The organism is Streptomyces sp. NPDC006476 (assembly GCF_040612015.1).
In the GTDB taxonomy this organism is placed as follows: domain Bacteria; phylum Actinomycetota; class Actinomycetes; order Streptomycetales; family Streptomycetaceae; genus Streptomyces; species Streptomyces griseorubiginosus_B.
In genome coordinates, this window is record NZ_JBEXPK010000008.1 from 92,298 (window position 1) to 118,886 (window position 26,589).

Consider the following 26,589-nt stretch of genomic DNA (forward strand, 5'->3'; position numbering starts at 1 on the left):
AACAGGAGGGAACATGGCAACCTTGTGACTTGGGTCACGGGTTCCGCCTTTATCCCCCCGCTAACCTGGGCACATGCCTCGATACGAATACCGCTGCCGGACCTGCGGCGACACCTTTGAAGTCAGCCGGCCGATGGCCCGCTCCTCCGACCCCGCCTCCTGCCCCGCCGGACATGAGGACACGGTGAAGCTTCTGTCGACGGTGGCCGTCGGGGGCACGGCGTCCACCCCCGCGGCGGCACCGCGGGCCGGCGGCGGGGGTGGAGGCGGGTGTTGCGGTGGAGGGTGCTGCGGCTAACCGACGGTCGTCGAGGTCGCCTTGAGGAACTCCCGCAGGATGCGCTCCCCCGCCAGGACGCCCCGCTCCGGCAGTGCCGTGATCGCGGGGGCCGTCCAGTCGGCCTCCGCCAACTCGCCGTGGCCCGGGCGCCAGCCCCGGTCCGCGGCGAGGAGGAGGTCGGCGTCCAGCAGGGAGTCGCCCGCCGCCAGGGTCAGCTCCGCGCCCGTCCTGCGGGCGACCTCCCTCATCGCCGCGCTCTTCGTCAGGGGCTTCGGCACGGCGTAGATCTTGCGGCCCTGGAGGGAGACCGTCCAGCCGCGGTTCTCCGCCCAGACCGCGAGCTCCTTCACCCACTCCTCCGGCAGCAACTCCCGCTCGACGACCAGATAGGCGAACAGGTCCTCGGCGACCCGGTGTTTGCGCACCCAGGCCGGGTCGGCCGTGGCCAGCAGATGCTCGCGGACCTCGTCCAGCGGGGCGCACTCGTCCGCCAGCCGGGCCGTGACCCGGGCGTGCCAGTCCAGGTCGGAGACGCCGTCCACCATCATGTGGCCGCCGTTCGCGCAGATCGCGTACGTCGGGGCGGGGCCCGGCAGGTTGATGCGCAGGTACTGCTTGCGGGTACGGGTCGTCGTCGGCACGAACACCGCCGCGTCCCCCAGGTCGGTCAGCAGCGCGGCCGCCGTCTCCGTCATGAACGACAGCGGCCTGCTCTCGTGCACCTCGACACAGAGCAGCCGGGGCGCCCGCGCGTCCGGCATGGTCAGCGCGAGGGCCGCCGGGGAGTAGATCAGCGTCCGGTCCAGGTCGCTCGCCACCAGCACCGGCATCAGACGTTCACCGCCAGGCCGTCGGCACCGGTCGCACCGCGCGTGTACTTCGGATGGATCAACCCCACGCAGGTGTACGGCAGTTCGTCGACCTCCTCGACGGGCACCCCCCGCTGCCCGGCGAGCAGCCGTACATGGTCCAGGTCGGCGCCCGCTCCGGCCCGCGCCAGGATCTTCCACGGCACCCGGCGCAGCAGCACACGCGTGGTCTCGCCGACGCCCGGCTTGACGAGGTTGACGTCGTGGATGCCGTACTCCTCGCTGATCCGCTCGACGGCCGCCCAGCCCTCCCAGGTGGGCTCGCGGTCACCGGACAGCAGCTCCTTCGCCTGCGCGTCCACCGCGTCGACGACCTCCGGGAAGCGGGCGGCCACGGCGTCGACGAACTCCAAGGAGACGTCCGCGCCCGCCAGTTCACGGTAGAACTTGGCGCCGTGGAAGTCGTGCGGGCCCACCAGGTCCGCGCGCAGGACCGTGCGGGAGATCAGGCCGGAGACGGTCGAGTTGAGGCAGGCCGAGGGGATCAGGAAGTCCTCCCGGGTGCCGTACGTCCGTACGCAGGAACCCGGGTCGGCCAGGACCGCGATCTCCGGGTCGAAGCCGGTGATCCCGTCGGAGGCCTCGAACTCCTTGACGGCGTCGGCGAGTTCGCGGGTGATCGCGCCCTTGCCGGTCCAGCCGTCGACGAACACCACGTCCCGCGGGTCGTGCCGGTCGGCGAGCCAGCGCAGGGCGTTGGCGTCGATGCCGCGTCCGCGCACGATGGAGACGGCGTAGTGCGGCAGGTCCAGTCCGTGCCGGAACCGGCCCCAGCGGCGCATCAGCACGCCCACGGGCGTGCCGGCGCGGGCCAGCGAGACGAGCACGGGCCGGGGCGACCGCTCGGCCAGCACGAGCTCGGTGACGGCGCCGACCGCCTGCGCGAGACGGGACGCGGTCGACTCCAGGGCCACGTGGAAGAGCTCCTGGTACTGCTCGCTGGGCTGGTACTCCACCGGCAGCGACTCCGCGTAGTGCGCGCCGCCACTCTGGATGGCCTCCTCCCGCTCCTCGGTCGGCGCCTCCAGCGTCACGTCCGAGAGGTCCTGGAGCAGCCAGCCGACCTCGTCGGGCGGGTACGAGGAGAAGGCTGGGCCGCGGAGGGGCTCGGGCAGCATGGCGTGCCTTTCGGGGACGTCGGGGACGTACGAGGGCACGACCACGAGCAGGACGTGCGGGGTGTGGGCGGCGAGCTGGGCCAACAGGCCGTCGGGGGCGTGGAGTTGAGGGGTGTCCGCGCGGGAGTCGACGACCGCGACGACGGCGTCGAAACCGGCGCCGGCGACGTTGTAGGCGTAGCGGTCGCCGGGGCCGTCGGCCGGGTCGTCGTGGGCGGGGAAGACCAGGCGGCTGCGTATCGCGTAGCCCGGGTCGTCGACGGCCAGAACCGGTGAGCGGGTGGTGGTGGAGTAGGTGACCTCGGCGTCGGTGATCTGTTCCAGTTCGCGGGCGAGGCGGAGGGGGGCGTACATCAGTTCCTCGAAGCCGAGGATGTGGACGCGGCGGGCGTCCTGGGGGAGTGCCTCTGCCAGGCGAGCCGCCATGGCGGGGAGGGCGTGTTCGAGGCGGGTGCGGTGGCTTGGTGTGAAGCCGTGACGGCCGCCGTCGGGGAGGTTGCGGGGCCACAGGAGGTCTACTCGCTTGGCTGCCGGGTGCGGGTTTGTGGGGGCTGGTCGCGCCCACGCGGCGGTAGCCGCAAATTCAGCACAGCCCCGCGCCCCTGGGTGGGTCACCTCGAACCGAGCCACAAGGTCCTGTCCCTTTGCCAGCACGTCCACCGGCAGCTTGACAGTGCCGGAAGCGGCCGTCACCAAGTCCACCCTCGCGCCTATCTGCCTCGCGAAGTCCTCCAGGCGGTCCGCGTCAGCGGGTGAGCGCATGTCGACCAGGGCCACCACCACGTACCGCCCGCGCGGGTACCGCTCATGAAGGTCCCGCACGGTGTTGAGGACCGTGTTGCCCGTCGAGAACTCGTCGTCGACCAGGACCAGGGGGCCGTCTCCCGCGAGCAGGCCGGGGTTCTCCGGCAGCAGGAGGTGGGAGGTGGCGTGGGAGTGGGACTCCTCGAAACCGCCCGCGGGTGCCACCCCCGGTACCGGGCGGCGGGTGGAGTGGAGGTAGGGGGCGGAGCCGATGCCGTCCGCGACGGAGTGGCCGAGGCCCGTCGCCGTTTCCGCGTAGCCGAGGACGACCGCCTCGGCCGCCTCCTCGGCGCCCAGGAGAGCGCGTACCCGGCGACCCAGGGCGAACCCGTGGCCGTAGACGACCGACGGCGACTGCGGGACGTGTTTGCCCAGGACGTTGGAGACGAGGAGGTGCGCCCGCTTGGGGTTGCGGCGCAGGGCCAGGCCCAGGAGGTCTTTGAGCTCGTCTTCGCCCACGAGTTCGAGCCCGAGTCGCTCGGCGACCCAGGTCCCGGACCAGACCCCGTCGTTACTTGCGTTGATCATGATTCCCTGATTGGTGAGGTTCAGCCGGGGATGCCGGCGGCGAGCAGGTCCACGAAGCTGACGTCCTCGCGCGCGACGCCGAAGACCTCGGCCCGGAGCATGGTTCGCTCGGCCCAGGCGCGGTGCGGCTTCACCTCGTTCATCTTGTTCGTGTACGCCGATCTGAGCACGCCCCCGCCGCCCCGCTCGGGCCGCAGGATGTCCACGGCGTCGCTGAACTCCTCGTGGCTGACCACGGACAGCGCGTGCACGGGCAGGACGTGGGTGGGGTGGATGCAGGTCTTGCCCAGCAGGCCGTTGGCCTGGTCCAGGGAGATCTCCCGCAGCAGCCCGTCCATGGCGTGCTCGATCAGTTTCTCGCGCAGTTCGACGGCCTGCCCCTCGAGGAAGGGGCTGGTGCGCAGGAGCGGCTTGAACATGCGCTCCGGTACGCGGAAGTACTCCCAGACCGGCCCGGTCACCGTGAAGCCGGTGCCGTCGGCCCGGCCCAGCATGTTCACCACGTCGGCGATCACGGAGGCGACGATCTGGACGTCGTAGGCGGTCATGTCGGGGGCCCGGCGCAGGCCGTAGGAGGCGCAGAAGTCGGTGACGCCGAGGCGCAGCGCGAGCACGCGGTCGCGGTACTTGTCGACGGTGCGGGCGATGCCCTCGAGGGCTGCCACCCTCGACTCCCGGTACATCAGCTCGGGGGTCTCCAGCACGGGCATCCCGAACAGCCGGTGGCCGCTCGCGCTCTCGGCATGTGCCAGGGCCTCCAGGAAGGGGATGCCGCGCTCCTCGGTGAACTTCGGGAACACGAATCCGGACAGCAACCGCACGTTCGCGCCCAGTCGCGACACGAGGTCGGGGATCTGCTCGGCCGTGCGGACCCGGATGAACAGCAGCGGGAGGCAGCCGGAGTCCCTGGTGGCCAGGTCGGCGAACTGGCGGACCAGGTTCTCCTCTCCCGCCAGCACGTCCGCGTCGTCGATCGAGTCCTCCAGGCACAGCACCATCGAGACGACGCCGTGCCCGGCCTGTTTGACGATGTCGTCGGCCAGCCGGGGCCGGGTCGCCGGGCTGTAGAGCGTTGCGCCCAGGGCCGCGGAGAGCAACCGGGCCGGGGAGTCCGTGCCGAACTCGCACGGCTCCTGGTGGAACAGACGCCGCCGCACCTCCGGGGCGATGTGCCCGAAATGACGCATAAAACTCCCCCGTGGCACAAAGTAAGCCTGTGGATTCTGAGAACAGGTGGCCGGTAATAGTACGTACCGGCCCATGTCAGGGGTTCCCGTCGGGCATGAATTTCCGGTAACGCCCGCGGACACACCCGTAGTGCGGTGCCGCCCCCGCGTTGTCGTGACCAGGACCGAGAAGGCAGGATGACCGCTATGACGCACGCGATGCTGAAAGGGTCGAACGTCCCGCTCGAGGCCACGGCGGTGCGCGCCGTGCTGCGCTGGACGCCCGGGCAGGGGGTCCCGGAGGTCGACGCCTCCGCGCTGCTCCTCAACCCCGACGGCCGTGTGCGCTCCGACGAGGACTTCGTCTTCTACAACCAGCCCCGGCACCCCTCCGGGAAGGTCAGGCTCCTCGGCAAGAAACGCACCGCCGAGGGTCCCACCGATACGATCCAGACGGATCTGGCCGGTGTCGAGCCCGACGTCAGCCAGATTCTCCTGGTCGCTTCGGCGGACGACGTCACCTTCGACCGCGTACAGGGCCTGCGCATCCTGCTGTACGACGCCTCGGTCGCCGACAGTGAGCCGCTGGCCTATTTCGACATCACGCCCCAGACCGGCAAGGAGACGGCGCTGATCTGCGGCGAGCTCTACCGCCGCGACAAGCGCTGGAAGTTCCGGGCGCTGGGCGAGGGCTACTCCAACGGCCTCAAGGGTCTGGCCACGGACTTCGGCATCTCGGTCGACGAGTCCGACCCGGAGCCGTCGGCCGCGCAGCCCCAGCCGCTGCCGCCGGAACAGCCCACCGGGGTCCCGCCCCAGCCGGCCTACGGCTTCCCCCCGCAGCCCGCCACGACCCAGCCCGCCTACGGCTACCCGCAGCCCACCCCGGCGACGACGGCGGCGGGCCCGGGCAACCAGTCCGGCTACGGCTATCCGCCGCCGGTGGCGACACTCCCGAACCCGGACTTCCGGCTGCCCCCGCAGGGGCCGCAGTTCATCCGGCCCTGACGGGTGCGGGGCGCTATACCTTGGTCTTGTAGCCCCGCCCCCACTGCAGCCCCCAGCCGTACAGCCGGTCCAGCTCCGCCTGGAAGCCGTAGACGAACTTGACCTCCCGTCGCACGACCAGCTCCTTCTTCACGTTCTCGATCATGACGACCGCGCAGGACCGGGCCTGGGGGTGCCGTTCGTCGAGGTGGATCTCGATGCGCGGCCCGTTGCTCGGGTACAGCGTCACGATGGCGTGCGTGCGGTCGAACGCCGGGGTCTGGTCGTAGATGTACACGAACACCAGCAGGCGCTTGATCTGCTCCCGGTGGTCGAGGTTGATGTACATGTCCTCGCCGGAGCCCGACCCGAACCGGTCGTCGCCGCTGAGCTTGACGTACGGCGGCGCGTTGACGTCCCCGAAGTAGGCCCCGAGGGGCTGTACGACGCCCTTGGAGCCGTCGGTCAGCTCGTACAGGCATCCCAGGTCGAGGTCCACGTTGACCATGCTCTGGCTGTGCCCCATGACCTCCGGGGGGCGCAGCGCCTTGAGCGGGTGCCGCAGCAACGACTCGCGCTGCGAGCCGCCTATGTCGGACGTCCGCATCCGCCAGCTCAGGTTGACCCGCAGATGCCCGCTCGCCGCCTGCTGCTTGGTGAGGGACACGTAGTGGTGCCGTTTGGTCAGCTCGATCGCGTTCGTCGCCGCGCTGCCCGAGTCGAAGTCGACCTCACGGCCGCGCCACAGTCCGTCCAGAAAGCCCATTCCCGCCCCCACTAGTGCCCCGCACGTCACCCGAACGACCGGCGGGGCGGCCGGAGGCCCGGCCGCCCCGCTCAGAGCGTTCCCTCACCCGCATGTGTGTCACACCCCGGCGAGCGAGCCAGAGCTGAACCGAACCCTGACCGAGCCCTAAATGGGGGCCGAGACCTCAGCCTTCTCGTCCGAGCCCGTCCCTTTTCCCTCGGCCTCCGCCAGTTTCTGGTTGCGGCGCACGGAGGACCAGAAGGACCAGCCGATCAGGACGACGCCGACGAGGCCGGTGATGACCTCGTTGATCTGGTACTGGATGGTGACCATGAGGATCACGGCCAGCGCACCGATCGCGTAGTGCGCGCCGTGCTCCAGGTAGACGTAGTCGTCGAGGGTGCCCTGGCGGACCAGGTAGACGGTGAGCGATCGGACGTACATCGCGCCGATGCCGAGACCCAGGGCCATCAGGACGATGTCGTTGGTGATGGCGAAGGCGCCGATGACGCCGTCGAAGGAGAAGGACGCGTCCAGCACTTCCAGGTACAGGAACATGAAGAAGGCGGCCTGGCCGGCCAGGACGATCGCCGGCTTCTCCCTGCCGCTGCGCTCGGCCTCTTCCTCCTCCTCGTGCTCGCGTTCCTCCTCGGCCTCCAGGCGGTCCTCGAAGAAGCCGGAGAGGCCGCCGACGACCATGTACGTGATCAAACCGGCGATGCCGGCGATCAGCACCGTCTGCGCCTTGTCGACGTGGCCGCCGCCGTGCTGGTGGGCGTGGGTGGCGAAGGTGAAGGAGGTGATCAGCAGGACGATCAGGGCGATGCAGACCGACAGCATGTCGACCTTGCCGAGCTTCGCCAGCGGGCGCTCGATCCAGCGCAGCCACTGGATGTCCCGGTCCTCGAAGATGAAGTCCAGGAAGATCATCAGCAGGAACATGCCACCGAACGCGGCGATCGCCGGGTGGGCGTCGGTGACCAGCTGCTGGTACCGGTCCTTGTTGTTGAGGGCGAGGTCGACGGCCTCGACGGGACCCATCTTGGCGGTGACCGCGACGATGACGACGGGGAAGATCAGTCGCATGCCGAACACGGCGATGAGAACGCCGACCGTGAGGAAGATCTTCTGCCAGAAGGCGTTCATCTTCTTCAGGATCCCGGCGTTGACCACAGCGTTGTCGAACGACAGGGAGATCTCGAGGACGGCGAGGATCGCGACGATGCCGAATGCCTCCCACCCCCCGTAGAAGACCGCGGCGACCAGGCCGAGCGCGGTAATCGCGAACGACCAGCCGAAGGTTTTCAGAAGCACTGGCTACCCAATCGTGTGTGGTACGGGTCTCGCCGCGCCGTACCCGGCTTTACGAAACATTGACTCCGAAGTCTAGAGCGATGCCCCGGAGCCCCGACGCGTACCCCTGACCGACCGCACGGAACTTCCACTCGCCCTGGTAGCGGTAGACCTCGCCGAAGATCATGGCCGTTTCCGTGCTGGCGTCCTCGCTGAGGTCGTAGCGGGCAAGTTCCTGTCCGTCGGCCTGGTTGACGACACGGATGAAGGCGTTGGAGACCTGGCCGAAGGTCTGGCCGCGCTCGTCCGCCATGTGGATCGAGACCGGGAAGACGATCTTGTCGCACTGGGGCGGCACCTTGGCGAGGTCGATCAGGATCGACTCGTCGTCGCCCTCGCCCTCACCGGTGAGGTTGTCGCCGGTGTGCTCCACCGAGCCGTCCGGGCTCTTGAGCTGGTTGTAGAACACGAACCACTCGTCGCCCAGCACCCGACCCCCGCTGCACAGCAGCGCGCTGGCGTCCAGGTCGAAGTCGGCGCCGGTGGTGGAACGCGCGTCCCAGCCCAGCCCGATCATCACCTGGGTGAGGTTCGGCGCGGCCTTGGACAGGGAGACGTTGCCCCCCTTGGCGAGCGTGACGCCCATGATGCTGGTCCCTCCCCGAGTCGGTGCTTCTCTGCTGCTTGTCCTGCGCGTCCGGCGCCGCGCGTAAACGGCGCGGCGCCGGACGGGCGAGGTGCTTCTCAGACGTTGACGCCGAAGTCCTGGGCGATGCCGCGCAGGCCCGAGGCGTAGCCCTGGCCGATGGCACGGAACTTCCACTCCGCGCCGTTGCGGTACAGCTCGCCGAAGACCATGGCCGTCTCGGTGGAGGCGTCCTCACTCAGGTCGTACCGGGCGATCTCCTGTCCGCCGGCCTGGTTGACGACGCGGATGAACGCGTTGCGGACCTGGCCGAAGGACTGCTGGCGGTTCTCGGCGTCGTAGATCGACACCGGGAACACGATCTTGTCGACGTCGGCCGGGACGCCCGCGAGGTTGACCTTGATGACCTCGTCGTCGCCCTCGCCCTCACCGGTGAGGTTGTCACCGGTGTGCTCGACCGAGCCGTCGGGGCTCTTGAGGTTGTTGAAGAAGACGAAGTTCTGGTCGTTGGCGACCTTGCCGGCATTGTTCAGCAGCAGCGCGCTGGCGTCGAGGTCGAAGTCGGTGCCGGTCGTCGTCCGGACGTCCCAGCCCAGACCGACGAGCACCGCGGTCAGGCCCGGGGCCTCCTTGGTCAGCGATACGTTGCCGCCCTTGCTGAGGCTGACTCCCACGAGTCCTCCATTGGTTTCCAGGGCGGGGAGCCCCGCCGTGCGTTTGACATCGGATCAACGAATCGATCCTAGTGACGGGTTCCCGTCGTACGCATGGCTTGCCACCGAAGAATCACAGGGTGTCGAGGGCCTTGACGTACTCGTTCAGGTCACGGGCGTCGGGGAGGGCGTTGACGACGGTCCAGCGCACCACGCCGTCCTTGTCGATGACGAAGGTGCCGCGCACCGCGCAGCCCTTGTCCTCGGCGAAGACGCCGTACGCGCGGCTGACCTCGCCGTGCGGCCAGAAGTCGCTGAGCAGCGGGTACTCCAGGCCTTCCTGCTCGGCGAAGACGCGCAGGGTGTGGATGGAGTCGTTGGAGACGGCGAGCACCTGGGTGCCGCGGTCCTCGAACTGCGGCAGGTTGTCGCGCACCTCGCACAGCTCACCGGTGCACACACCGGTGAAGGCGAAGGGGTAGAAGAGCAGGACCACGTTCTTCTCGCCACGGAAGTCGGAGAGCTTCACCGTGGCGCCGTGGTTGTCCTTGAGCTCGAAGTCGGGGGCTTTGTCGCCGACCTGGATCGCCATCGAGGTTCCGTCCCTTTCGGTGGGCTGTTCGGGTGGCATCCACCCTACGCAGCGATCACCGGGGGCCGGCGGACGGGCCGAGTACGACGCCCGGCCCGTCCGTGGGTGGCTATTTCTTGGACTTGGCCGCCTTCGGCGTCACCAGCCGGCTGCCGCTCCAGTCCTTGCCCACGCTGACGCTCTTGGAGGCCGACAGCCCCGCCGTCGTCGCGGCTTCGGAGATGTCGCTCGGCTCGACGTATCCGTCCCGGCCGGTCTTCGGCGTCAGGAGCAGGATCGACCCGCCTTCTTCGATGTACGTGGTGGCGTCCACCAGCGCATCGGTCAGGTCGCCGTCGTCGTCGCGGAACCAGAGCACCACGGCATCGGCGACGTCGTCGTAGTCCTCGTCCACCAGGTCACTGCCGATGACTTCCTCAATGGCCTCGCGGAGTTCCTGGTCTACGTCGTCGTCGTAGCCGATCTCCTGGACCACCTGCTCGGGCTGGAACCCCAGCCTCACGGCAGGGCTCGTCTCCGCGTGGTCCGCGGTCGCGCTCACGGGTTGCCTCCTGATCTTGTCTTTGGGTATGTCTCAGCCACGCGCGTGCGCGAAGCATTGGCCGTAGTCCACACGGGCGGGGCGGATCGCGCAAGTACCCGGCCGTTCAGACCGCCGAAACGGTGACGTTCCTGGCCGTGTCACCGCAACTCCAGCCACGACGCCCACGCCGTCAGTGACCTACACCACACCGTTGTGCCCGCTTTGCGGCATTAGGAACCCGGGACTCCTGTTGCGGATCTCGGTTACCTCTCAGTAGAGATGACGTTTGCTTTCCCGAGGTACACGATGGGGAACGGTGCAGGCACACCGAAAAGCAGCTCAAAAGCAGCCCTCAGGCCCACAGCAGCCCTCTGACAGGTAAGGAACAGCGTGGCTTCCGGATCCGATCGCAACCCGATCATCATTGGCGGCCTTCCGAGTCAGGTTCCTGACTTCGATCCCGAGGAGACCCAGGAGTGGCTCGACTCCCTCGACGCCGCCGTCGACGAGCGCGGCCGTGAGCGGGCCCGCTACCTGATGCTGCGGCTGATCGAGCGGGCCCGCGAGAAGCGCGTGGCCGTGCCCGAGATGCGCAGCACGGACTACGTGAACACGATCCCGACCAAGGCCGAGCCGTTCTTCCCGGGCAACGAGGAGATCGAGCGGAAGGTCCTGAACGCGACCCGCTGGAACGCCGCGGTGATGGTCTCCCGCGCCCAGCGCCCCGGCATCGGCGTCGGCGGCCACATCGCCACGTTCGCCTCCTCGGCGTCCCTCTACGACGTCGGCTTCAACCACTTCTTCCGGGGCAAGGACGACGGTCTCGGCGGCGACCAGGTCTTCTTCCAGGGCCACGCCTCCCCCGGCATCTACGCGCGCGCGTACCTGCTCGACCGGCTCAGCGAGGAGCAGCTGGACGGCTTCCGCCAGGAGAAGTCCAAGGCCCCCAACGGCCTGTCCTCCTACCCGCACCCGCGCTCGATGCCGGACTTCTGGGAGTTCCCGACGGTGTCGATGGGCCTCGGCCCGATCGGCGCGATCTACCAGGCGCGGATGAACCGCTACATGCACGCGCGCGGGATCGCCGACACGTCGAAGTCGCAGGTGTGGGCGTTCCTCGGCGACGGCGAGATGGACGAGCCGGAGTCGCTGGGCCAGCTGTCCATCGCCGCCCGCGAGGGCCTGGACAACCTGACCTTCGTCGTCAACTGCAACCTGCAGCGCCTCGACGGCCCGGTGCGCGGCAACGGCAAGATCATCCAGGAGCTGGAGTCGGTCTTCCGGGGCGCCGGCTGGAACGTCATCAAGCTGATCTGGGACCGCTCCTGGGACCCGCTGCTGGCCCAGGACCGCGACGGCATCCTCGTGAACAAGATGAACACCACGCCGGACGGCCAGTTCCAGACGTACGCCACCGAGTCCGGCGCGTACATCCGCGAGCACTTCTTCGGTGACGACCAGCGGCTGCGCGCGATGGTCGAGAACATGACCGACGACCAGATCCTGCACCTGGGGCGTGGCGGTCACGACCACCGCAAGATCTACGCGGCGTTCAAGGCGGCCACGGAGCACAAGGGCCAGCCCACGGTCATCCTCGCCAAGACCATCAAGGGCTGGACGCTGGGCCCCAACTTCGAGGGCCGCAACGCCACGCACCAGATGAAGAAGCTGACGGTCGACGACCTCAAGCGCTTCCGCGACCGGCTGCACCTGCCGATCTCCGACAAGGAGCTGGAGTCCGGCGCGCCGCCGTACTACCACCCGGGCCGGAACTCGGAAGAGATCCAGTACATGCACGACCAGCGCAAGCAGTGCGGTGGTTACGTCCCCACCCGTGTGGTGCGCTCCAAGCCGCTCGCGCTGCCGGACGACAAGACGTACGCGACCGTGAAGAAGGGCTCGGGCCAGCAGTCGATCGCGACGACCATGGCCTTTGTCCGCCTCCTCAAGGACCTCATGCGGGACAAGGAGCTCGGGCGTCGCTTCGTACTGATCGCGCCGGACGAGTACCGCACGTTCGGCATGGACTCCTTCTTCCCGAGCGCGAAGATCTACAACCCGCTCGGCCAGCAGTACGAGGCGGTGGACCGCGATCTGCTGCTCGCGTACAAGGAGTCGCCGACGGGCCAGATGCTGCACGACGGCATCTCCGAGGCCGGCTGCACCGCCTCCCTCATCGCGGCGGGCTCGGCCTACGCGACGCACGGCGAGCCGCTGATCCCGGTCTACGTCTTCTACTCGATGTTCGGTTTCCAGCGCACGGGTGACCAGTTCTGGCAGATGGCCGACCAGTTGGCGCGTGGATTCGTCCTGGGCGCGACCGCCGGCCGCACGACCCTGACCGGTGAGGGTCTGCAGCACGCGGACGGCCACTCGCAGCTGCTCGCCTCGACGAACCCGGCGTGCGTCGCCTACGACCCGGCGTACTCGTACGAGATCGCGTACATCGTGCAGGACGGTCTGCGGCGGATGTACGGCGGGTCGGAGGAGCATCCGCACGGCGAGGACGTCTTCTACTACCTCACCGTCTACAACGAGCCCATCCAGCACCCGGCCGAGCCGGCGGACGTGGACGTCGAGGGCATCCTCAAGGGCATCCACCGGCTCTCCGAGGGCACCTCCGGGTCGATCCCGGCGCAGGTCATCGCCTCCGGTGTGGCCGTCCCGTGGGCGGTGGAGGCGCAGCGGATCCTCGCCGAGGAGTGGAACGTCAAGGCGGACGTCTGGTCGGCCACCTCCTGGAACGAGCTGCGGCGCGAGGCCGTGGCGGTGGAGGAGCACAACCTGCTGCACCCCGAGGAGGAGCAGCGGACGCCGTACGTCACGCAGAAGCTGTCGGGGGCGCAGGGGCCGTTCGTGGCGGTGTCCGACTGGATGCGGTCGGTGCCGGACCAGATCGCGCGGTGGGTGCCGGGGACGTACCAGTCGCTGGGGGCCGACGGGTTCGGCTTCGCGGACACCCGGGGAGCGGCACGCCGGTTCTTCCACATCGACGCGCAGTCGATCGTGGTGGCGGTGCTGACGGAGCTGGCGCGGGAGGGGAAGGTGGACCGGTCGGTGCTGAAGCAGGCGATCGACCGGTACCAGCTGCTGGACGCGTCTGCCGCGGATCCCGGGGCGGCGGGCGGCGACGCGTAGTGCCGTGACCGGGGGCCGGTGAGTCGAAGGGCGGCGGGACCGTGGTCCCGCCGCCCTTCACTGTTTCCTTACGATGCGGGCATGGAGCAAGAAACGGCGCAGGCGCGCTGGGAGCACCTCACCCAACGGCCGCTGCTGGGGCTGGCCGTGGTGTTCGCCGTCGCGTATGCCGTGCCGATCGTGGACCACTCGGCGGGACATGCGCTGACGCAGATGTGCACGGTGGTCGAGTGGGTGGTGTGGGGGGCCTTCGCCGCGGACTATGTGACGCGGCTGGCCCTTGCCCGGCGCCGCAAGGAGTTCGTGCGCCGGCACTGGATAGACCTGTGCGCGGTCGTGCTGCCGATCCTCCAGCCGCTGCGGCTGCTGCGGATGGTCGCGACGCTGATGCTGGTGGGGCGGCGGGCCCGGATGGCCAACCAGATCAGGCTGACGACATACGTCGGCGGGGCGGTCGTCGGGCTGCTGATGTTCGGCTCGCTCGCCGTGCTGTCGGTCGAGCGGGACTCACCGGACGGGAACATCCGGACGCTGGGTGACGCGCTGTGGTGGTCGTTCACGACGATGACGACCGTGGGGTACGGCGACCACGCCCCGACCACCGGTCTGGGACGCATGATCGCCGTCGGCCTGATGCTCTCCGGCATCGCGCTGCTGGGTGTGGTCACCGCGAACATCGCCGCCTGGTTCCTGGCCCGCTTCGAGAAGGACGACGCGGAAGAACAACGCCAGACCCAGGCCATCGAGTCCCTGACGGAGGAAGTCCGAGCCCTCAGAGCCGAGGTCGCCGCCCTCCGCGAACTGTCGGGCAGACCCTGACAAGAACACCGGGCCCGGGTCCCTGGGCATGAGGCGGGCCCCCGGTCCATCCACCGGGGGCCCTTCCCTCACCTTGCCCCGGGTCAGAACAAGCCGTTGCCCGGGGTGGCCGCCCCTGCCAACCACACGATGGCCAGGAGCGTGTCAATGGCGCCCAGTACGAAGGCGACCAGGGCCGGAAGCGAGCGGCTGCCCGCCCAACTGCGGCCCATGGCGAGCCAACCACAGACGATCGCCACGGGGCCGAGGATGATCCCCAGCACGAAGAACCCAGCGACCGCACAGATGACTCCGATGATTCCGAGCGTTGCGCGATCCGGCCCGGTCCGTGACCACGTCCGGCTACGTGACCGGGGGTACCTGCGCGTTCCGTGTCCGAAGCCCGCCATCATCAACTCCCTGAACCCCGGGGTCTGTTCGGGGTTCAAGCATGCGAGTACCCCCGGATCGGCGATTAATCATCGGGCTGTCGGCGCGCTGTCCCCCTCCGGCAGCGCGCCGCAGCACCGGTCCGCCCTCTCCGGAGGGCATGACCCACTGTGACAGGCGGCGCACAGCGGAAGCGAGGGATCTTTAGCCGCTTCACCCTGATAGGGGAAGTTCCTTGAATTCCCCTCAGATGTGGCCCACTCCGGCGCCCGCGTCCGCGTTGGCACCCCGCTTGGTGAGCAGGGCGACGAAGACCGCGACCACCGCGACACCGCAGGCCACGAGGGACGCCAGGCTCATCCCGGAGATGAAGGTGTCGTGCGCGACGTCCGCGATCTTCGCGGCGATCGCCTCCGGCGTGCCCTTGGCCACCGGCGCCACACCGACCTGGACCGCCTCGGAGGCCTGGTCCAGCTGGGCCGGGGTGAGCGGCGGAAGATCGGCGTCCTTCCAGTTGCCCGCGAGGTCGCCGTCGACCTTGGAGGCCATGACGGCACCCAGCACCGCCGTACCGAGGCTGCCGCCGATCTGCATCGCGGCCTGCTGCAGACCACCGGCGACACCCGACAGCTCCATGGGCGCGTTGCCGACGATGACCTCCGTCGCGCCGACCATGACCGGCGCGAGACCGAGGCCGAGCAGGGCGAACCAGAGGGACATCACGGCGCTGCCGGTGTCCACCTTCAGCGTCGACATGCCGTACATGGCGATCGCGGTGGCCGCCATGCCGCCGGCCAGCGGGATCCGCGGGCCCAGCTTGGTGATCAGCGCGCCCGCGAGCGGCGAGCCGACGATCATCATCCCGGTGAGCGGGAGGAGATGGAGACCGGCGTCGATCGGCTTCATGCCGTGCACGTTCTGCAGGTAGAAGGTCACGAAGAACAGGCCGCCCATGAACGCGATGGCCATCAGGACCATGAGGACGACGCCCGCGGAGAGCGGGACCGAGCGGAACAGGCCGAGGGGGATCAGCGGCTCCTTGACCTTCGTCTCCCAGAAGGAGAAGAGGGCGAAGCCGAGAAGGGAGGCGGCTATGAACGTCCATGTCTTGCCGTCGCCCCAGCCCCAGGTCGGCGCCTTGATCAGGGCCCAGACCAGGCAGAACATGGCGCCGGAGAGCAGCGCGATGCCGAGGATGTCGAAGGAGCGCGGCGCGTTCTCCGCGCGGTGGTCGAGCAGGATCAGCAGGCCCAGCACCAGGGCGATGGCACCGACCGGCACGTTGATGAAGAACACCGACTGCCAGTTGACGTGCTCGACGAGCACTCCGCCGAGGATCGGGCCGCCGGCGGTGGAGGCGCCGATGACCATGCCCCAGATGCCGATGGCCATGTTGAGCTTCTCGGCCGGGAAGGTGGCCCGCAGCAGGCCGAGCGCGGCCGGCATCAGCAGCGCGCCGAACAGGCCCTGCAGCACCCGGAAGGTGACGACCGCGGCGATGCTGTTCGACAGGCCGATGGCGCCCGAGGCGGCGGCGAAGCCGGTCACGCCGATCAGGAAGGTCTGGCGGTGCCCGAAGCGGTCACCGAGCTTGCCCGCGGTGATCAGGGAGACCGCGAGGGCGAGGAAGTAGCCGTTGGTGATCCACTGGACGTCGGCGAAGCTCGCGCCGAGGTCCTTCTGGATGGCCGGGTTGGCGATGGCCACGATGGTGCCGTCCAGGGCCACCATCATGACGCCGACCGCGACCGTGATGAGAGTGAACCAGGGATGGCCGCGCAGTCCGGACGAGGACGGCGACCCGTCCGACGGGACCTCCGGCGCGTCGCCCCCCGACCCCGTCGTGTCGATGGTCTGACTAGTCATGCGTTCGAGGCTAATGGCAGTCACTGACAGTTGACGAATCAAATCAGAAGTCGGTAACTGACACTCATGGAAACACTGCGCGAACGCAAGAAGCAGCGCACCCGGGACGCCCTGCTGAGGGCAGCCGTCGAACTGTTCACGACCCGCGGCTACGAGGGCACCACCGTCGACGACATCGCCGAGGCCGTCGACGTCTCGCAGCGCACCTTCTTCCGCTACTTCGCCGGCAAGGAGGAGGCCGCGCTCGCCCTCCAGGAGCTGGTGGTGACGCGGTTCGTCGAGGCGGTCCGCGAGCGGCCGGCCGGCGAGGCGCCGATGGAGGCGCTGCGGCAGTCGGTGCTGGAGGGCTGGGGGACCCTGCACGAGGTGATCGAGGCCGTCGTACCGGTGGAGCTGTATCTGCGTCTGTACCGGGTCGTCGAGTCGACGCCGGTGCTGCTGGCCGCGCATCTGCGCCGCAACGAGGAGATCGAGGAGACTCTCGCGCGGGTGCTCGCCGAGCGGGAGGGCGTGGACGTGGACGCCGATCCGCGGCCGCGGCTGGCGGTGGCGGTGTTCGGCGGAGTGATGCGGGTGACGGAGCGGCAGTGGGTGGCGCGCGGGGACTTCGGCCTGGAGGAGATGCGCGCGTTGACGGTGTCGTACCTCGAACAGGTGGGCCCGGCACTCACCGAGAACTGGCGGGCACGCTGAGACACGATCAGGTGGTCGCGCGTTTATCGAAACGTGATACCCGTCACTCGGCTCACGCGAGACCCTCTCGTTCTCCTAGTGTGTCCTCCCAGTGACTTCCTTCGACACCTCCCCGCAACTGAACGTCTGGCGCGCACTGCTGGCCCTGTCCGTCGTCTTCGTGATGCTGGCGACCACCGGATGGACCGCTCTGCGCAGCCACGGCGTGACGACCCCCCTGCAGGCCTCGCTCTCCTCGTGGGAGCACGGACGCCTGCACGGCCACCGGCTGCCGGACCCCGACGCGACCCCCGCGCGGCTGTCCCGGTTCTTCGCCTCGCTCACCGCCCAGGAGCGCACCGTCCTCGCCCGCCGCTATCCGCTCGCGGTCGGCAACATGAACGGTGCCCCCGTCGCCCTGCGCTACGAGGCCAACCACCTCGCGCTCGGCCGGCAGCGCAAGGTGGAGCTGAAGCGCATGCACGACCCGCGCCTGACGCCCGCCGGGCAGCAGGAGGCGGGCCGCCGTATGCACCGCTACGAGCAGCTGATGAGCCGCGGCCGGCAGATCCTCGCCTTCGACCCGGAGGCCTCCGGACGCGTCGCCGAGGTGATGGGCGACCTGCAGCGCGCCCAGCGCGTGTCGGTCGTCGTCCCCGGCGTCGACACCGACCTGCTCACCTTCCAGAAGACCTACCGCCCGTATTCGGCGCCGGTCGGCATGGCCAAGTCGCTGTACGCGGCCGAGCAGGCGGCGAGCCCCGGCACGCGTACGGCCGTGATCGCCTGGGCCGACTACACGGCGCCGGCCGGACTCGGCATCGAGTCGGCGACGGGCGTGCGCGCGGCTCAGGGCGCGCTTCGGCTGAACGCCCTGCTGCGGGCCCTGCCCGGCCGGGCGCCGGTGTCGCTGTTCTGCCACAGCTACGGCTCGGTGGTGTGCGGGGTCGCCGCGCACGCGCTGCCGCGCCGGGTGGCCGACATAGCGGTGGCCGGAAGCCCCGGGATGCGGGTGGAGAAGGCCGCGCATCTGCACACCTCCGCCCGGGTGTGGGCGATGCGGGACGCCTCGGACTGGATCCAGGACGTGCCGTACCTGGAGCTCGGCGGTCTGGGACACGGGGCGGACCCGGTGTCGTCCGCGTTCGGGTCGCGGGTGCTGTCGGCACAGCGCGCCAAGGGGCACGCGGGCTATTTCGAGCCCGGCACGGACAGCCTGCTGAACTTCGCGGAGATCGGCGTTGGCGCGTACCGCTCGGTGCAGTGTGCGCACGATGACGGGGCGTGCCGCGCGGGTTTGTCCGGCGCGGCGGCGGCCCAACGCGCGTAGCACCGCAGAAACTGCGGTCTGCGCGGGGTGGCGACGAAGGAACGGTTCGTGCATACGATGAGCCGCATGGGTGACGTACTGGCCGGATTTCATGCCGCCTGGGAGTTCGAGTCCGACTCCGTGCTCATCCGTTACGAGCGGGGCCTGCGAACACCGAAGCTCTTCCAGGCGCTGGGGGAACGGCGGATCCCGCTGGAGGCGGTGTCGGATGTGACGCTGGCCCCGGGCAGACGGGGCGCGGTGGTGCTGCGGGCCGAACTGCGGGCCGGGGCCGACCCGCTGCTGGAGGCGGCGGCCGGGCAGCTGAAGGAAGGGTGCGACCCGTACCGGCTGGTGCTGCCCAGCGAGCGCGAGACCCTCGCCGAGTACTACGCCGACGAGCTGAAGTCCGCGCTGAGCGGCGGTGACGAGCCCGCCGACCGTTTCCTGGTGGCCGCTCCCGAGGCGCCGCGGCAGTTCAAGGCGTACGACGCGAAGGCGTCCTTCGACGGCAGGACCGTGAACTTCCGGTGGTTCTGGACGGGCGCGTCCTCAGCGAAGTGGAAGGCGGGCGACCAGAGCTTTCCGGTCACCGTGCTGAGCGGGGTCGAGTGGCGCTCCCCCGAGGTCTTCGAAGGTCATCTCCGGTTGCTGCGGCGGGACGGGGCCGAGGCGCCCGCGCAGCCCGACCAGGATCCGGCGGCCGTGGTGTTCGGCCTGGGATACGGACCGGTGCACGAGTCGCTGCCGTTCGCTGCGGCCGTCCTGGCGGCGATCCGCAGCTGCGGGCCGCTGCCGTCGGTGCCGGCCCGCCGGGACCCCGCCGACATCGCGGAGCGCATCCGTCACCTGGGCGAGCTGCATCAGGCGGGCCTGGTGACGGACGCGGAGTTCTCCACGAAGAAGGCCGAACTGCTGGCGGAGCTCTGAGCTACTCCCGGCCGGCGGAGGTGAACGTCATGTCCGCGTACCGGTCGCCCGCCACCTTCGCCGCTATCGGCTCCAGCAGGGACAGCTCGTCCTCGGTCAGTGCGATGGTCGCCGCTCGCGCGTTCTCCTCCACGCGGCCCGGCTTGCGGGTGCCCGGGATGGGGATGACGGGGAGGCCGTGCACCGCCGCCTGCTGCTGGACCCAGGCGAGCGCCACCTGCCCGAGCGACACGCCGTGGGCCTCGGCCACCGTGCGGATCGGCTCCAGCAGAGCGGCGTTGGCGGCCGCGTTCTCACCGGTGAACCGGGGCTGCTGACGACGGAAGTCGTCGGCGGTCAACTGCGTGTCGGGGTTGGTGAAGGCCCCGGTGAGGAAGCCGCGGCCGAGCGGGGAGTACGGCACCAGGGCCACGCCCAGGTCACGGGCGGTGGGCACCACCTGTGCCTCGATGTCCCGGCTGAACAGGGACCACTCCGACTGCACGGCGGCGATCGGGTGCACGGCGTGGGCGGTGCGCAGCTCCTGGGCGGTGACCTCGCTGAGTCCCAGGTGCTTCACCTTGCCCTCGCGCACCAGCTCCGCCATGGTGCCGACGCTCTCCTCGATCGGCACGTTCACATCGCGCCGGTGCATGTAGTAGAGGTCGATGACGTCGACGTCCAGACGCTTCAGGCTCGCCTCGACGGCCTGGCGGATGTACGGCGGGTCGTTGCGGATGATCCGCCGGGTGGGGTCGTCCGGCGGGATCGACAGGGCGAACTTGGTCGCGATGACGACCTGCTCACGGTTCGCCTTGAAGAACGGCGAGAGGAACCTCTCGTTCTCGCCCTGGCCGTAGGCGTCCGCCGTGTCGAAGAGCGTGACGCCCAGCTCCAGGGCCCGCTCCAGGGTGGCGCGCGAGTCCTTCGCGTCGGAGGGACCGTAGGCGAAGCTCATGCCCATGCAGCCGAGGCCCTGGACGCCCACCTCGATGCCGCTCCCGCCCAGAGGTGCGGTCGGGATCCTGCCGTCGGTCATCGAACCTTCTCCCCCTCGTAGGCACGGGCGCGCTCCGCGTCCGCGTAGAAGCTGATCTTCCGGTCCAGCACCGCGAGCGTGTCCTGCAGCTCCGCGATCCGGGCCAGTACGTCGCGCCGGGTCGCCTCCAGCAGCTCGAACCGCTCGCCGTAGGTGTGGTCGCCCTCGCGCACGAGTTCCGCGTAGCGGACCATGTCGGCCACCGGCATTCCGGTGAGCCGGAGCTTGCCCACGAGGTCGAGCCAGTCGAGGTCGCGGTTGCTGTACCGGCGCTGGCCGGTGTGGGAACGGTCGACGTGCGGCATCAGGCCGATGCGCTCGTACCAGCGCAGGGTGTGCGCGGTCAGCCCGGTGAAGGCGACGACCTCGCTGATGGTGTAGCTGTCCTGGCCTTGCGGGCGCCGGTGCGGATGGGGCGGGGCGCCGCAACTGTCGGTCCTGGTAGGGGTGGTCTCCATCACCGTCATGGCCTCAACGCTATGGCCTTGGAGTGCACTCCAAGCAAGCGGAATCGGTAAGAAACAGCCCCCCAGCCTGACCCCACGAGAAGTAGGAAGGGGAAGCGGCTTAGGCTCGTCGGCATGTCCTTGCAGAGCCTCGCGCTGATCGAAAACTGGCCGGTTCCCGTCGCCGCGGCGGGTGTGGTGCGGGCCGACGGGACGGTCCTGGGCACCCACGGCCCCGTCGACCGGCGTTTCCCGCTCGCCTCGGTGACCAAGCCGCTCACGGCGTACGCCGCGCTCGTCGCGTACGAGGAGGGCGCGATCGAGTTCGACGAGCCGGCCGGGCCGACCGGCTCGACCGTCCGTCATCTGCTCGCGCACACCTCGGGTCTCGCCTTCGACGAGCACCGGGTGACGGCCCCGCCCGGCGAGCGGCGGCTGTACTCCAACGCCGGTTTCGAGCAGCTGGGCGACCACATCGCCAAGGCCACGGACATCCCGTTCGCCGAGTACCTGCGGCAGGCGGTGCTGGAGCCGCTGGGCATGACGTCCACCTCGCTTGAGGGCTCCCCGGCGAAGGACGGCGTCTCGACGGTGGCCGACCTCCTGCGCTTCGCCGCCGAGATCCAGGCCCCACGCCTCCTCGACCCCCGCACGGTCGCGGAGGCGATGACCGTCCAGTACCCGGGCACCAAGGGCGTCCTGCCGGGCTACGGCCACCAGAACCCCAACGACTGGGGCCTCGGCTTCGAGATCCGCGACTCCAAGTCCCCGCACTGGACGGGCTCCTCGTCCTCCCCGCGCACCTTCGGCCACTTCGGCCAGTCCGGCACGTTCCTGTGGATCGACCCCGACGCGGGGGTCGCGTGCGCCGCTCTGACGGATCGCGCGTTCGGCCCGTGGGCGATCGAGGCGTGGCCCCCCTTCACGGACGCGGTGCTCGCGGAGGTGTGACGCCGGTCCCGGCGGGCCTCCGGGCGAGCACCTCCGAAGTAAGCCGCTCGATCGCGGGTCGCAGCGGGCGGGGCTCGCCGAGGGGACGCCAGTCCTCGACGGACACGGGCACGCCCAGCGAGCGGATCCGGTCCGCGAGCGCCCCGAAGGCCCCGTTGTCGCGCACGGCCGTGACGAAGACGACGGCGTCGCAGCCGGTGGCGGTGAGCCGTTCCAGGAACTCGGTCACGAACGCGGCCGGGTACTCCCTGGGGCAGGTGCGCGCGTACATCGAGAAGACGCCGATGCGCACGTCCCGGTCCGCCGAGACATGGACGACCAGTGGTTCGCCGATCCCCGCCTCGGGATGCGGTTCGACCAGTTCGCCCGGTTGCAGGTCGCCGGCCAGCCCGTCCCTGACGCGCGTGTCGAGCAGCAGCATCTCGATCAGTTCCAGCAGCGGCTCGTCCGAGGCGCCGTAGGCCGACTCGATGATCTCCCGCAGCCGCTGGGCCTCCCCCTCGGGCAGCCGTGCCGCCGTCCGGTTGACCGCCTCGTTGCGGCGCACCGCCAGGTGCAGTTCGAAGTCCCGCAGTTTCGCCCCGACGATCGGCATCCCGCTGACCGCGACCAGCAGGAACAGCGCGCCGGCGGCCAGCATGGCCACGCTCCCGGCCTGGTTGCCGCCCGTGAACACCGCGGCGACCCCGGCGGCGGCCAGCGCTCCGCCCACACCTCCCGCCGCCTGTCGCTGCCCCCTCGTCAGAGGGACCGGCTCGGAGTGGCGGCTCGCATCGGCCTCGACCTGCGGTGCATCCCCCTCGGACATGGCGCCGATGATAGGTCAGGCGCCTTGCGGTGCAAGGGAGTTGGCAGGGATCAGAAGTTCATCTCCCACACCAGCACCTCGGCCGGCGTCAGCCCGACCGCCTCCAGGCCCTCGGCGTCCGTGATACGCGCCGCGTCCCCCGCCGCCAGGTCGTCCCCGCCGAGCCGTACGCCGCCGCGCACCACATGGACGTACACGAACGCGCCGTCCGGTACCGCCGTCCGCTCCCCCGGGCCCAGGCGCCGTACGTGGAGCATCGCGCCCGCCTCCGGGACCGCGTACGGGGTGGAGTCGGCGATGCCGTGGACGATCTCGTACGAGGGGTCGCCGCCGGGGTTCAGGGGGGCCAGCCACATCTGGACGAAGGTCAGGGGGGTGGGGCCGTCGTTGCGCTCCACGTGCCGTACCCCCGCCGCCGCGCTCAGCCGCTGCACGTCCCCGGGGCGGACGGTCGTCTCGTGGCCCTCGGAGTCGCGGTGGGTCAGCTCGCCCTCGACCACCCAGGTGACGATCTCCGTGTGGCTGTGCGGGTGTTCGTCGAACCCGGCGCCGGGGGCCAGCCGCTCCTCGTTGCAGGCGATGACCGCGCCGAAGCGGAGGTTGCCGGGGTCGTAGTGCGGGCCGAAGGAGAAGGCGTGCCAGGACTCGATACCGGCCGCCGCGTCGCCCCCGGGATAGCGCTCCGCAGCGCGCCGTACGTCCATCACGTACCCCAAGGTAGCGGCGCGGAGGGAGCCGTGCGGGGGTCACCCGCAACCCTGCTCGGCACACTCCCGTCCGGATAAGGCAGTCTTGTCCCGTGCCCGAACCCGAAGCCAGCAAGCCCGAAGCCACCCGGTCCGACGTCCATCCGCACGCGGCAACCCTGAAGCGGCTGGAGAAGTCCTCCGGGAGCCTCGCCGCGCAGGCCATCGCGCGGATGGACGAGACGCTGCCGTGGTACCGGGCGATGCCCCCGGAGAACCGTTCCTGGATCGGGCTGGTCGCCCAGGCCGGTATCGCCGCCTTCACCGAGTGGTTCCGGTATCCCGACGCCCCGCAGGCCATCTCCACCGACGTGTTCGGGACGGCGCCGCGCGAGCTGACCCGGGCCATCACGCTGCGGCAGACCGTGGAGATGGTGCGCACGACCATCGAGGTCATGGAGTCCGCCATCGACGAGGTGGCGGCGCCCGGTGACGAGAGCGTGCTGCGCGAGGCCCTGCTCGTCTACGCCCGTGAGATCGCCTTCGCCACCGCCCAGGTCTACGCCCAGGCCGCCGAGGCACGCGGTGCCTGGGACGCCCGGCTGGAGTCGCTCGTCGTCAACGCGGTGCTCAGCGGGGAGGCCGACGAGGGGGCCGTGAGCAGGGCCGCCGCTCTCGGGTGGAACGCGCCCGAACATGTCTGCGTCGTGCTGGGGACCGCCCCCGACGGGGACTCCGAGCTGACCGTGGAGGCCATCCGGCGCGCCGCCCGGCACGCCAAGCTCCAGGTGCTCACCGGGGTGCTCGGCGACCGGCTCGTCGTCATCGCCGGCGGCAGCGACAACCCGCTCGGTGTCGCCAAGTCGCTGATCGGCCCTTATGCGGCCGGACCGGTGGTCGCGGGACCCGTCGTACCGGACCTGCTGGCCGCCACCCGGTCCGCGCAGGCCGCCGCCGCCGGCCTCAAGGCGTGTTCCGCCTGGCAGGACGCGCCGCGCCCGGTACTGGCGGACGATCTGCTTCCGGAGCGCGCGATCGCCGGTGACCCGAGCGCCCGCGAGCAGTTGGTGGAGGAGATCTACAGACCGCTGGAGGAGGCCGGCTCGGCGCTTCTGGAGACGCTCTCCGTCTATCTCGAACAGGCGTCCAGTCTCGAGGGCGCGGCCCGGATGCTCTTCGTTCACCCGAACACCGTGCGCTACCGGCTTCGACGTGTGACTGACGTCACCGGCTGGTCACCCTCTGATGTACGCTCCGCTTTCACCCTCCGCATCGCGCTGATCCTGGGGCGTCTGGCCGATGGGGATCTCCCCGCCTAGTCTTTTGTCGGGGATCCACAAAACCCCCTCGTGTTCTTCGTCCTTGTCCCCACGGGCGGCCCGGGCCGCCCTCAAGAGAGAGTGTGAGAGTGCTCGTACTCGTCGCTCCCGGCCAGGGCGCCCAGACGCCCGGCTTCCTGACTCCCTGGCTCGAACTCCCCGGTGCCGCCGACCGCGTCGCCGCCTGGTCGGACGCCATCGGACTGGACCTCGCCCACTACGGCACACAGGCCGACGCGGACGCGATCCGGGACACGGCTGTGGCCCAGCCGCTCCTCGTCGCCGCCGGAATCCTGTCCGCCGCGGCACTCGGTGACATCTCTCCGAACGCCGTCGCCGGTCACTCCGTCGGTGAGATCACCGCCGCCTCCTTCGCCGGCGTCCTCGACGACACCGCCGCGCTGACCCTCGTCCGCAAGCGGGGTCTGGCCATGGCCGACGCCGCCGCGATCACCGAGACCGGGATGTCGGCGCTGCTCGGCGGCGACCCCGAGGTGACCGTCCCGCACCTGGAGAAGCTGGGTCTGACCCCGGCGAACGTCAACGGCGCCGGCCAGATCGTCGCCGCGGGCACGCTGGAGCAGCTCGCCGCGCTGAACGAGGACAAGCCCGAGGGCGTCCGCAAGGTCGTCCCGCTGAAGGTCGCCGGCGCGTTCCACACGCACCACATGGCCCCGGCGGTCGACGCGCTGGCGAAGGCCGCCGCCGACCTCACCCCGGCCGACCCGAAGGTCACGTACGTCTCCAACAAGGACGGCCGGGCCGTCGCCACCGGTGCCGAGGTGCTCGAGCGGCTGGTCGGCCAGGTCGCCAACCCGGTCCGCTGGGACCTGTGCATGGAGACCTTCCAGGAGCTCGGCGCCACCGCCCTGATCGAGGTCTCCCCGGGCGGCACGCTGGTCGGCCTCGCCAAGCGCGCGCTGCCGGGCGTGAAGACCCTCGCGCTCAAGACCCCCGACGACCTCGACGCGGCCCGCGCGCTCATCGCCGAGCACGCTTCAGCCTGACGCCCTAAGGAGCCGTACGAACATGTCGAAGATCAAGCCCAGCAAGGGCGCCCCGTACGCGCGCATCCTCGGCGTGGGCGGCTACCGTCCCACCCGTGTGGTGCCGAACGAGGTGATCCTCGAGACGATCGACTCCTCCGACGAGTGGATCCGTTCGCGCTCCGGCATCCAGACCCGGCACTGGGCGAACGACGAGGAGACCGTCGCCGCCATGTCGATCGAGGCGTCGGGGAAGGCGATCGCCGACGCCGGCATCTCCGCCGAGCAGATCGGCGGCGTGATCGTCTCGACGGTCTCGCACTTCAAGCAGACCCCGGCCGTGGCGACCGAGATCGCCGACAAGCTCGGCACCGACAAGGCCGCCGCCTTCGACATCTCGGCGGGCTGCGCGGGCTTCGGTTACGGCCTGACCCTCGCCAAGGGCATGATCGTCGAGGGCAGCGCGGAGTACGTCCTCGTCATCGGCGTGGAGCGGCTGTCCGACCTCACCGACCTGGAGGACCGGGCCACGGCCTTCCTGTTCGGCGACGGCGCGGGCGCGGTCGTGGTGGGCCCGGCCACCGAGCCCGGGATCGGCCCGACCGTCTGGGGCTCCGAGGGCGACAAGTCGGAGACCATCAAGCAGACCGTGCCGTGGACCGAGTACGACAGCACGGGCAAGTTCCCTGCGATCACGCAGGAGGGCCAGGCGGTGTTCCGCTGGGCCGTGTTCGAGATGGCGAAGGTCGCCCAGCAGGCGCTGGACGCGGCCGGAATCACCGCGAACGACCTGGACGTCTTCATTCCCCACCAGGCCAACGAGCGGATCATCGACTCGATGGTGAAGACGCTGAAACTGCCGGAGCACGTCACGGTCGCGCGTGACGTACGCACCACCGGCAACACCTCGGCCGCCTCGATTCCGCTCGCGATGGAGCGGCTTCTGGCGACCGGTGAGGCGAAGAGCGGCGACACCGCGCTCGTCATCGGCTTCGGGGCGGGTCTCGTCTACGCCGCGACTGTCGTTACCCTCCCCTAGGCACTGCGTGCCGGATCACGAACGGT

The 26,589-nt window shown here is 69.9% G+C and carries 26 protein-coding genes; 11 read left to right on the forward strand and 15 right to left on the reverse strand.

Features of this window, described 5'->3' with window-relative positions:
- The first annotated feature begins 73 nt into the window (after window positions 1-73).
- A complete protein-coding gene (locus ABZZ74_RS11295) occupies window positions 74-298 on the forward strand; it encodes a zinc ribbon domain-containing protein (protein ID WP_133041264.1) in 225 nt (74 codons plus the stop codon).
- Here ABZZ74_RS11295 and ABZZ74_RS11300 read toward each other — a convergent pair.
- Genes ABZZ74_RS11300 through ABZZ74_RS11310 form a run of 3 tightly spaced genes read right to left on the reverse strand, consistent with a single transcriptional unit; the run spans window position 295 to window position 4,786 of the window.
- Window positions 295-1,110, reverse strand: a complete 816-nt coding sequence (locus tag ABZZ74_RS11300; RefSeq protein WP_356763485.1) for an HAD family hydrolase — start codon at window positions 1,108-1,110, stop codon at window positions 295-297. The two genes, ABZZ74_RS11295 and ABZZ74_RS11300, sit on opposite strands and share 4 nt — an antisense overlap.
- Complete coding sequence (locus ABZZ74_RS11305) at window positions 1,110-3,599, reverse strand: phosphoribosyltransferase (protein WP_356763487.1); 2,490 nt, start codon at window positions 3,597-3,599, stop codon at window positions 1,110-1,112. Before ABZZ74_RS11305 ends, ABZZ74_RS11300 begins: the two co-directional genes overlap by 1 nt.
- A gap of 20 nt (window positions 3,600-3,619) precedes the next feature.
- On the reverse strand, window positions 3,620-4,786 hold the full coding sequence (locus tag ABZZ74_RS11310; RefSeq protein ID WP_356763489.1) for an HpcH/HpaI aldolase/citrate lyase family protein: 1,167 nt from the start codon (window positions 4,784-4,786) through the stop codon (window positions 3,620-3,622).
- Between the two features lie 186 nt (window positions 4,787-4,972).
- Between ABZZ74_RS11310 and ABZZ74_RS11315 the strand changes: the two genes are divergently transcribed.
- Window positions 4,973-5,773, forward strand: a complete 801-nt coding sequence (locus ABZZ74_RS11315; RefSeq protein ID WP_356763732.1) for a TerD family protein — start codon at window positions 4,973-4,975, stop codon at window positions 5,771-5,773.
- A 13-nt stretch (window positions 5,774-5,786) separates the two neighbouring features.
- Here the strand turns inward: ABZZ74_RS11315 and ABZZ74_RS11320 are convergent, their stop codons facing one another.
- From ABZZ74_RS11320 to ABZZ74_RS11345, 6 genes are all read right to left on the reverse strand, one after another.
- Complete coding sequence (locus ABZZ74_RS11320; RefSeq protein ID WP_356763491.1) at window positions 5,787-6,518, reverse strand: Tellurium resistance; 732 nt, start codon at window positions 6,516-6,518, stop codon at window positions 5,787-5,789.
- 147 nt (window positions 6,519-6,665) lie between these two features.
- Window positions 6,666-7,814, reverse strand: coding sequence for a DUF475 domain-containing protein (locus ABZZ74_RS11325; protein ID WP_356763493.1), 1,149 nt, complete (start codon window positions 7,812-7,814; stop codon window positions 6,666-6,668).
- 49 nt (window positions 7,815-7,863) lie between these two features.
- Entirely contained in the window at window positions 7,864-8,439 is a 576-nt protein-coding gene (locus tag ABZZ74_RS11330) for a TerD family protein (protein WP_356763495.1), read from the reverse strand.
- A 98-nt stretch (window positions 8,440-8,537) separates the two neighbouring features.
- Complete coding sequence (locus ABZZ74_RS11335) at window positions 8,538-9,113, reverse strand: TerD family protein (RefSeq protein ID WP_133041257.1); 576 nt, start codon at window positions 9,111-9,113, stop codon at window positions 8,538-8,540.
- A gap of 112 nt (window positions 9,114-9,225) precedes the next feature.
- Window positions 9,226-9,684 (reverse strand): peroxiredoxin, encoded by a 459-nt coding sequence (locus ABZZ74_RS11340; RefSeq protein WP_208779636.1) that lies wholly within the window; start codon window positions 9,682-9,684, stop codon window positions 9,226-9,228.
- 109 nt (window positions 9,685-9,793) lie between these two features.
- Entirely contained in the window at window positions 9,794-10,225 is a 432-nt protein-coding gene (locus ABZZ74_RS11345; protein ID WP_133041255.1) for a DUF3052 domain-containing protein, read from the reverse strand.
- Between the two features lie 372 nt (window positions 10,226-10,597).
- Here ABZZ74_RS11345 and aceE point away from each other — a divergent pair, with 372 nt between their 5' ends.
- Both aceE and ABZZ74_RS11355 read left to right on the forward strand, forming a co-directional pair.
- Window positions 10,598-13,345, forward strand: coding sequence for a pyruvate dehydrogenase (acetyl-transferring), homodimeric type (gene aceE / locus ABZZ74_RS11350; RefSeq protein WP_356763498.1), 2,748 nt, complete (start codon window positions 10,598-10,600; stop codon window positions 13,343-13,345).
- 81 nt (window positions 13,346-13,426) lie between these two features.
- The gene (locus ABZZ74_RS11355; RefSeq protein WP_356763500.1) at window positions 13,427-14,164 is read left to right on the forward strand and encodes a potassium channel family protein; all 738 of its coding nucleotides are present in this window, start codon (window positions 13,427-13,429) and stop codon (window positions 14,162-14,164) included.
- Between the two features lie 83 nt (window positions 14,165-14,247).
- Here the strand turns inward: ABZZ74_RS11355 and ABZZ74_RS11360 are convergent, their stop codons facing one another.
- Together ABZZ74_RS11360 and ABZZ74_RS11365 are read right to left on the reverse strand one after the other, a co-directional pair.
- Complete coding sequence (locus ABZZ74_RS11360; protein ID WP_133041252.1) at window positions 14,248-14,556, reverse strand: small hydrophobic protein; 309 nt, start codon at window positions 14,554-14,556, stop codon at window positions 14,248-14,250.
- Window positions 14,557-14,779: 223 nt separating this feature from the next.
- Window positions 14,780-16,399 (reverse strand): MFS transporter, encoded by a 1,620-nt coding sequence (locus ABZZ74_RS11365; RefSeq protein ID WP_356763502.1) that lies wholly within the window; start codon window positions 16,397-16,399, stop codon window positions 14,780-14,782.
- Between the two features lie 66 nt (window positions 16,400-16,465).
- On the opposite strand from ABZZ74_RS11365, the gene ABZZ74_RS11370 reads away from it, so the two are divergent.
- The 3 genes from ABZZ74_RS11370 (at window position 16,466) to ABZZ74_RS11380 (ending at window position 19,310) form a co-directional block, all read left to right on the forward strand.
- Window positions 16,466-17,092 carry a TetR family transcriptional regulator gene (locus ABZZ74_RS11370; protein WP_356763504.1) on the forward strand — a complete coding sequence of 209 codons (627 nt, stop codon included), beginning with the start codon at window positions 16,466-16,468 and terminating at the stop codon, window positions 17,090-17,092.
- A gap of 91 nt (window positions 17,093-17,183) precedes the next feature.
- A complete protein-coding gene (locus tag ABZZ74_RS11375; protein ID WP_356763506.1) occupies window positions 17,184-18,401 on the forward strand; it encodes an alpha/beta hydrolase in 1,218 nt (405 codons plus the stop codon).
- 57 nt (window positions 18,402-18,458) lie between these two features.
- Window positions 18,459-19,310 (forward strand): DUF4429 domain-containing protein, encoded by an 852-nt coding sequence (locus tag ABZZ74_RS11380; RefSeq protein ID WP_356763734.1) that lies wholly within the window; start codon window positions 18,459-18,461, stop codon window positions 19,308-19,310.
- A 1-nt stretch (window position 19,311) separates the two neighbouring features.
- Here the strand turns inward: ABZZ74_RS11380 and ABZZ74_RS11385 are convergent, their stop codons facing one another.
- Window positions 19,312-20,328 (reverse strand): aldo/keto reductase, encoded by a 1,017-nt coding sequence (locus tag ABZZ74_RS11385; protein ID WP_356763508.1) that lies wholly within the window; start codon window positions 20,326-20,328, stop codon window positions 19,312-19,314.
- Window positions 20,325-20,795 carry a MerR family transcriptional regulator gene (locus tag ABZZ74_RS11390; protein WP_356763510.1) on the reverse strand — a complete coding sequence of 157 codons (471 nt, stop codon included), beginning with the start codon at window positions 20,793-20,795 and terminating at the stop codon, window positions 20,325-20,327. Before ABZZ74_RS11390 ends, ABZZ74_RS11385 begins: the two co-directional genes overlap by 4 nt.
- Window positions 20,796-20,909: 114 nt before the next feature.
- On the opposite strand from ABZZ74_RS11390, the gene ABZZ74_RS11395 reads away from it, so the two are divergent.
- Window positions 20,910-21,725, forward strand: coding sequence for a serine hydrolase domain-containing protein (locus ABZZ74_RS11395; protein ID WP_356763512.1), 816 nt, complete (start codon window positions 20,910-20,912; stop codon window positions 21,723-21,725).
- Here the strand turns inward: ABZZ74_RS11395 and ABZZ74_RS11400 are convergent.
- Entirely contained in the window at window positions 21,697-22,533 is an 837-nt protein-coding gene (locus tag ABZZ74_RS11400; protein WP_356763514.1) for a hypothetical protein, read from the reverse strand. The genes ABZZ74_RS11395 and ABZZ74_RS11400 overlap by 29 nt on opposite strands.
- A 50-nt stretch (window positions 22,534-22,583) precedes the next feature.
- Window positions 22,584-23,237 (reverse strand): pirin family protein, encoded by a 654-nt coding sequence (locus tag ABZZ74_RS11405; protein WP_356763736.1) that lies wholly within the window; start codon window positions 23,235-23,237, stop codon window positions 22,584-22,586.
- 95 nt (window positions 23,238-23,332) lie between these two features.
- Here ABZZ74_RS11405 and fasR point away from each other — a divergent pair, with 95 nt between their 5' ends.
- From fasR to ABZZ74_RS11420, 3 genes are all read left to right on the forward strand, one after another.
- Window positions 23,333-24,538 (forward strand): fatty acid biosynthesis transcriptional regulator FasR, encoded by a 1,206-nt coding sequence (fasR, locus tag ABZZ74_RS11410; RefSeq protein ID WP_133041245.1) that lies wholly within the window; start codon window positions 23,333-23,335, stop codon window positions 24,536-24,538.
- Between the two features lie 89 nt (window positions 24,539-24,627).
- On the forward strand, window positions 24,628-25,545 hold the full coding sequence (locus ABZZ74_RS11415; RefSeq protein ID WP_356763738.1) for an ACP S-malonyltransferase: 918 nt from the start codon (window positions 24,628-24,630) through the stop codon (window positions 25,543-25,545).
- Window positions 25,546-25,567: 22 nt separating this feature from the next.
- A complete protein-coding gene (locus ABZZ74_RS11420) occupies window positions 25,568-26,563 on the forward strand; it encodes a ketoacyl-ACP synthase III (protein WP_133041243.1) in 996 nt (331 codons plus the stop codon).
- Window positions 26,564-26,589: the final 26 nt, after the last annotated feature.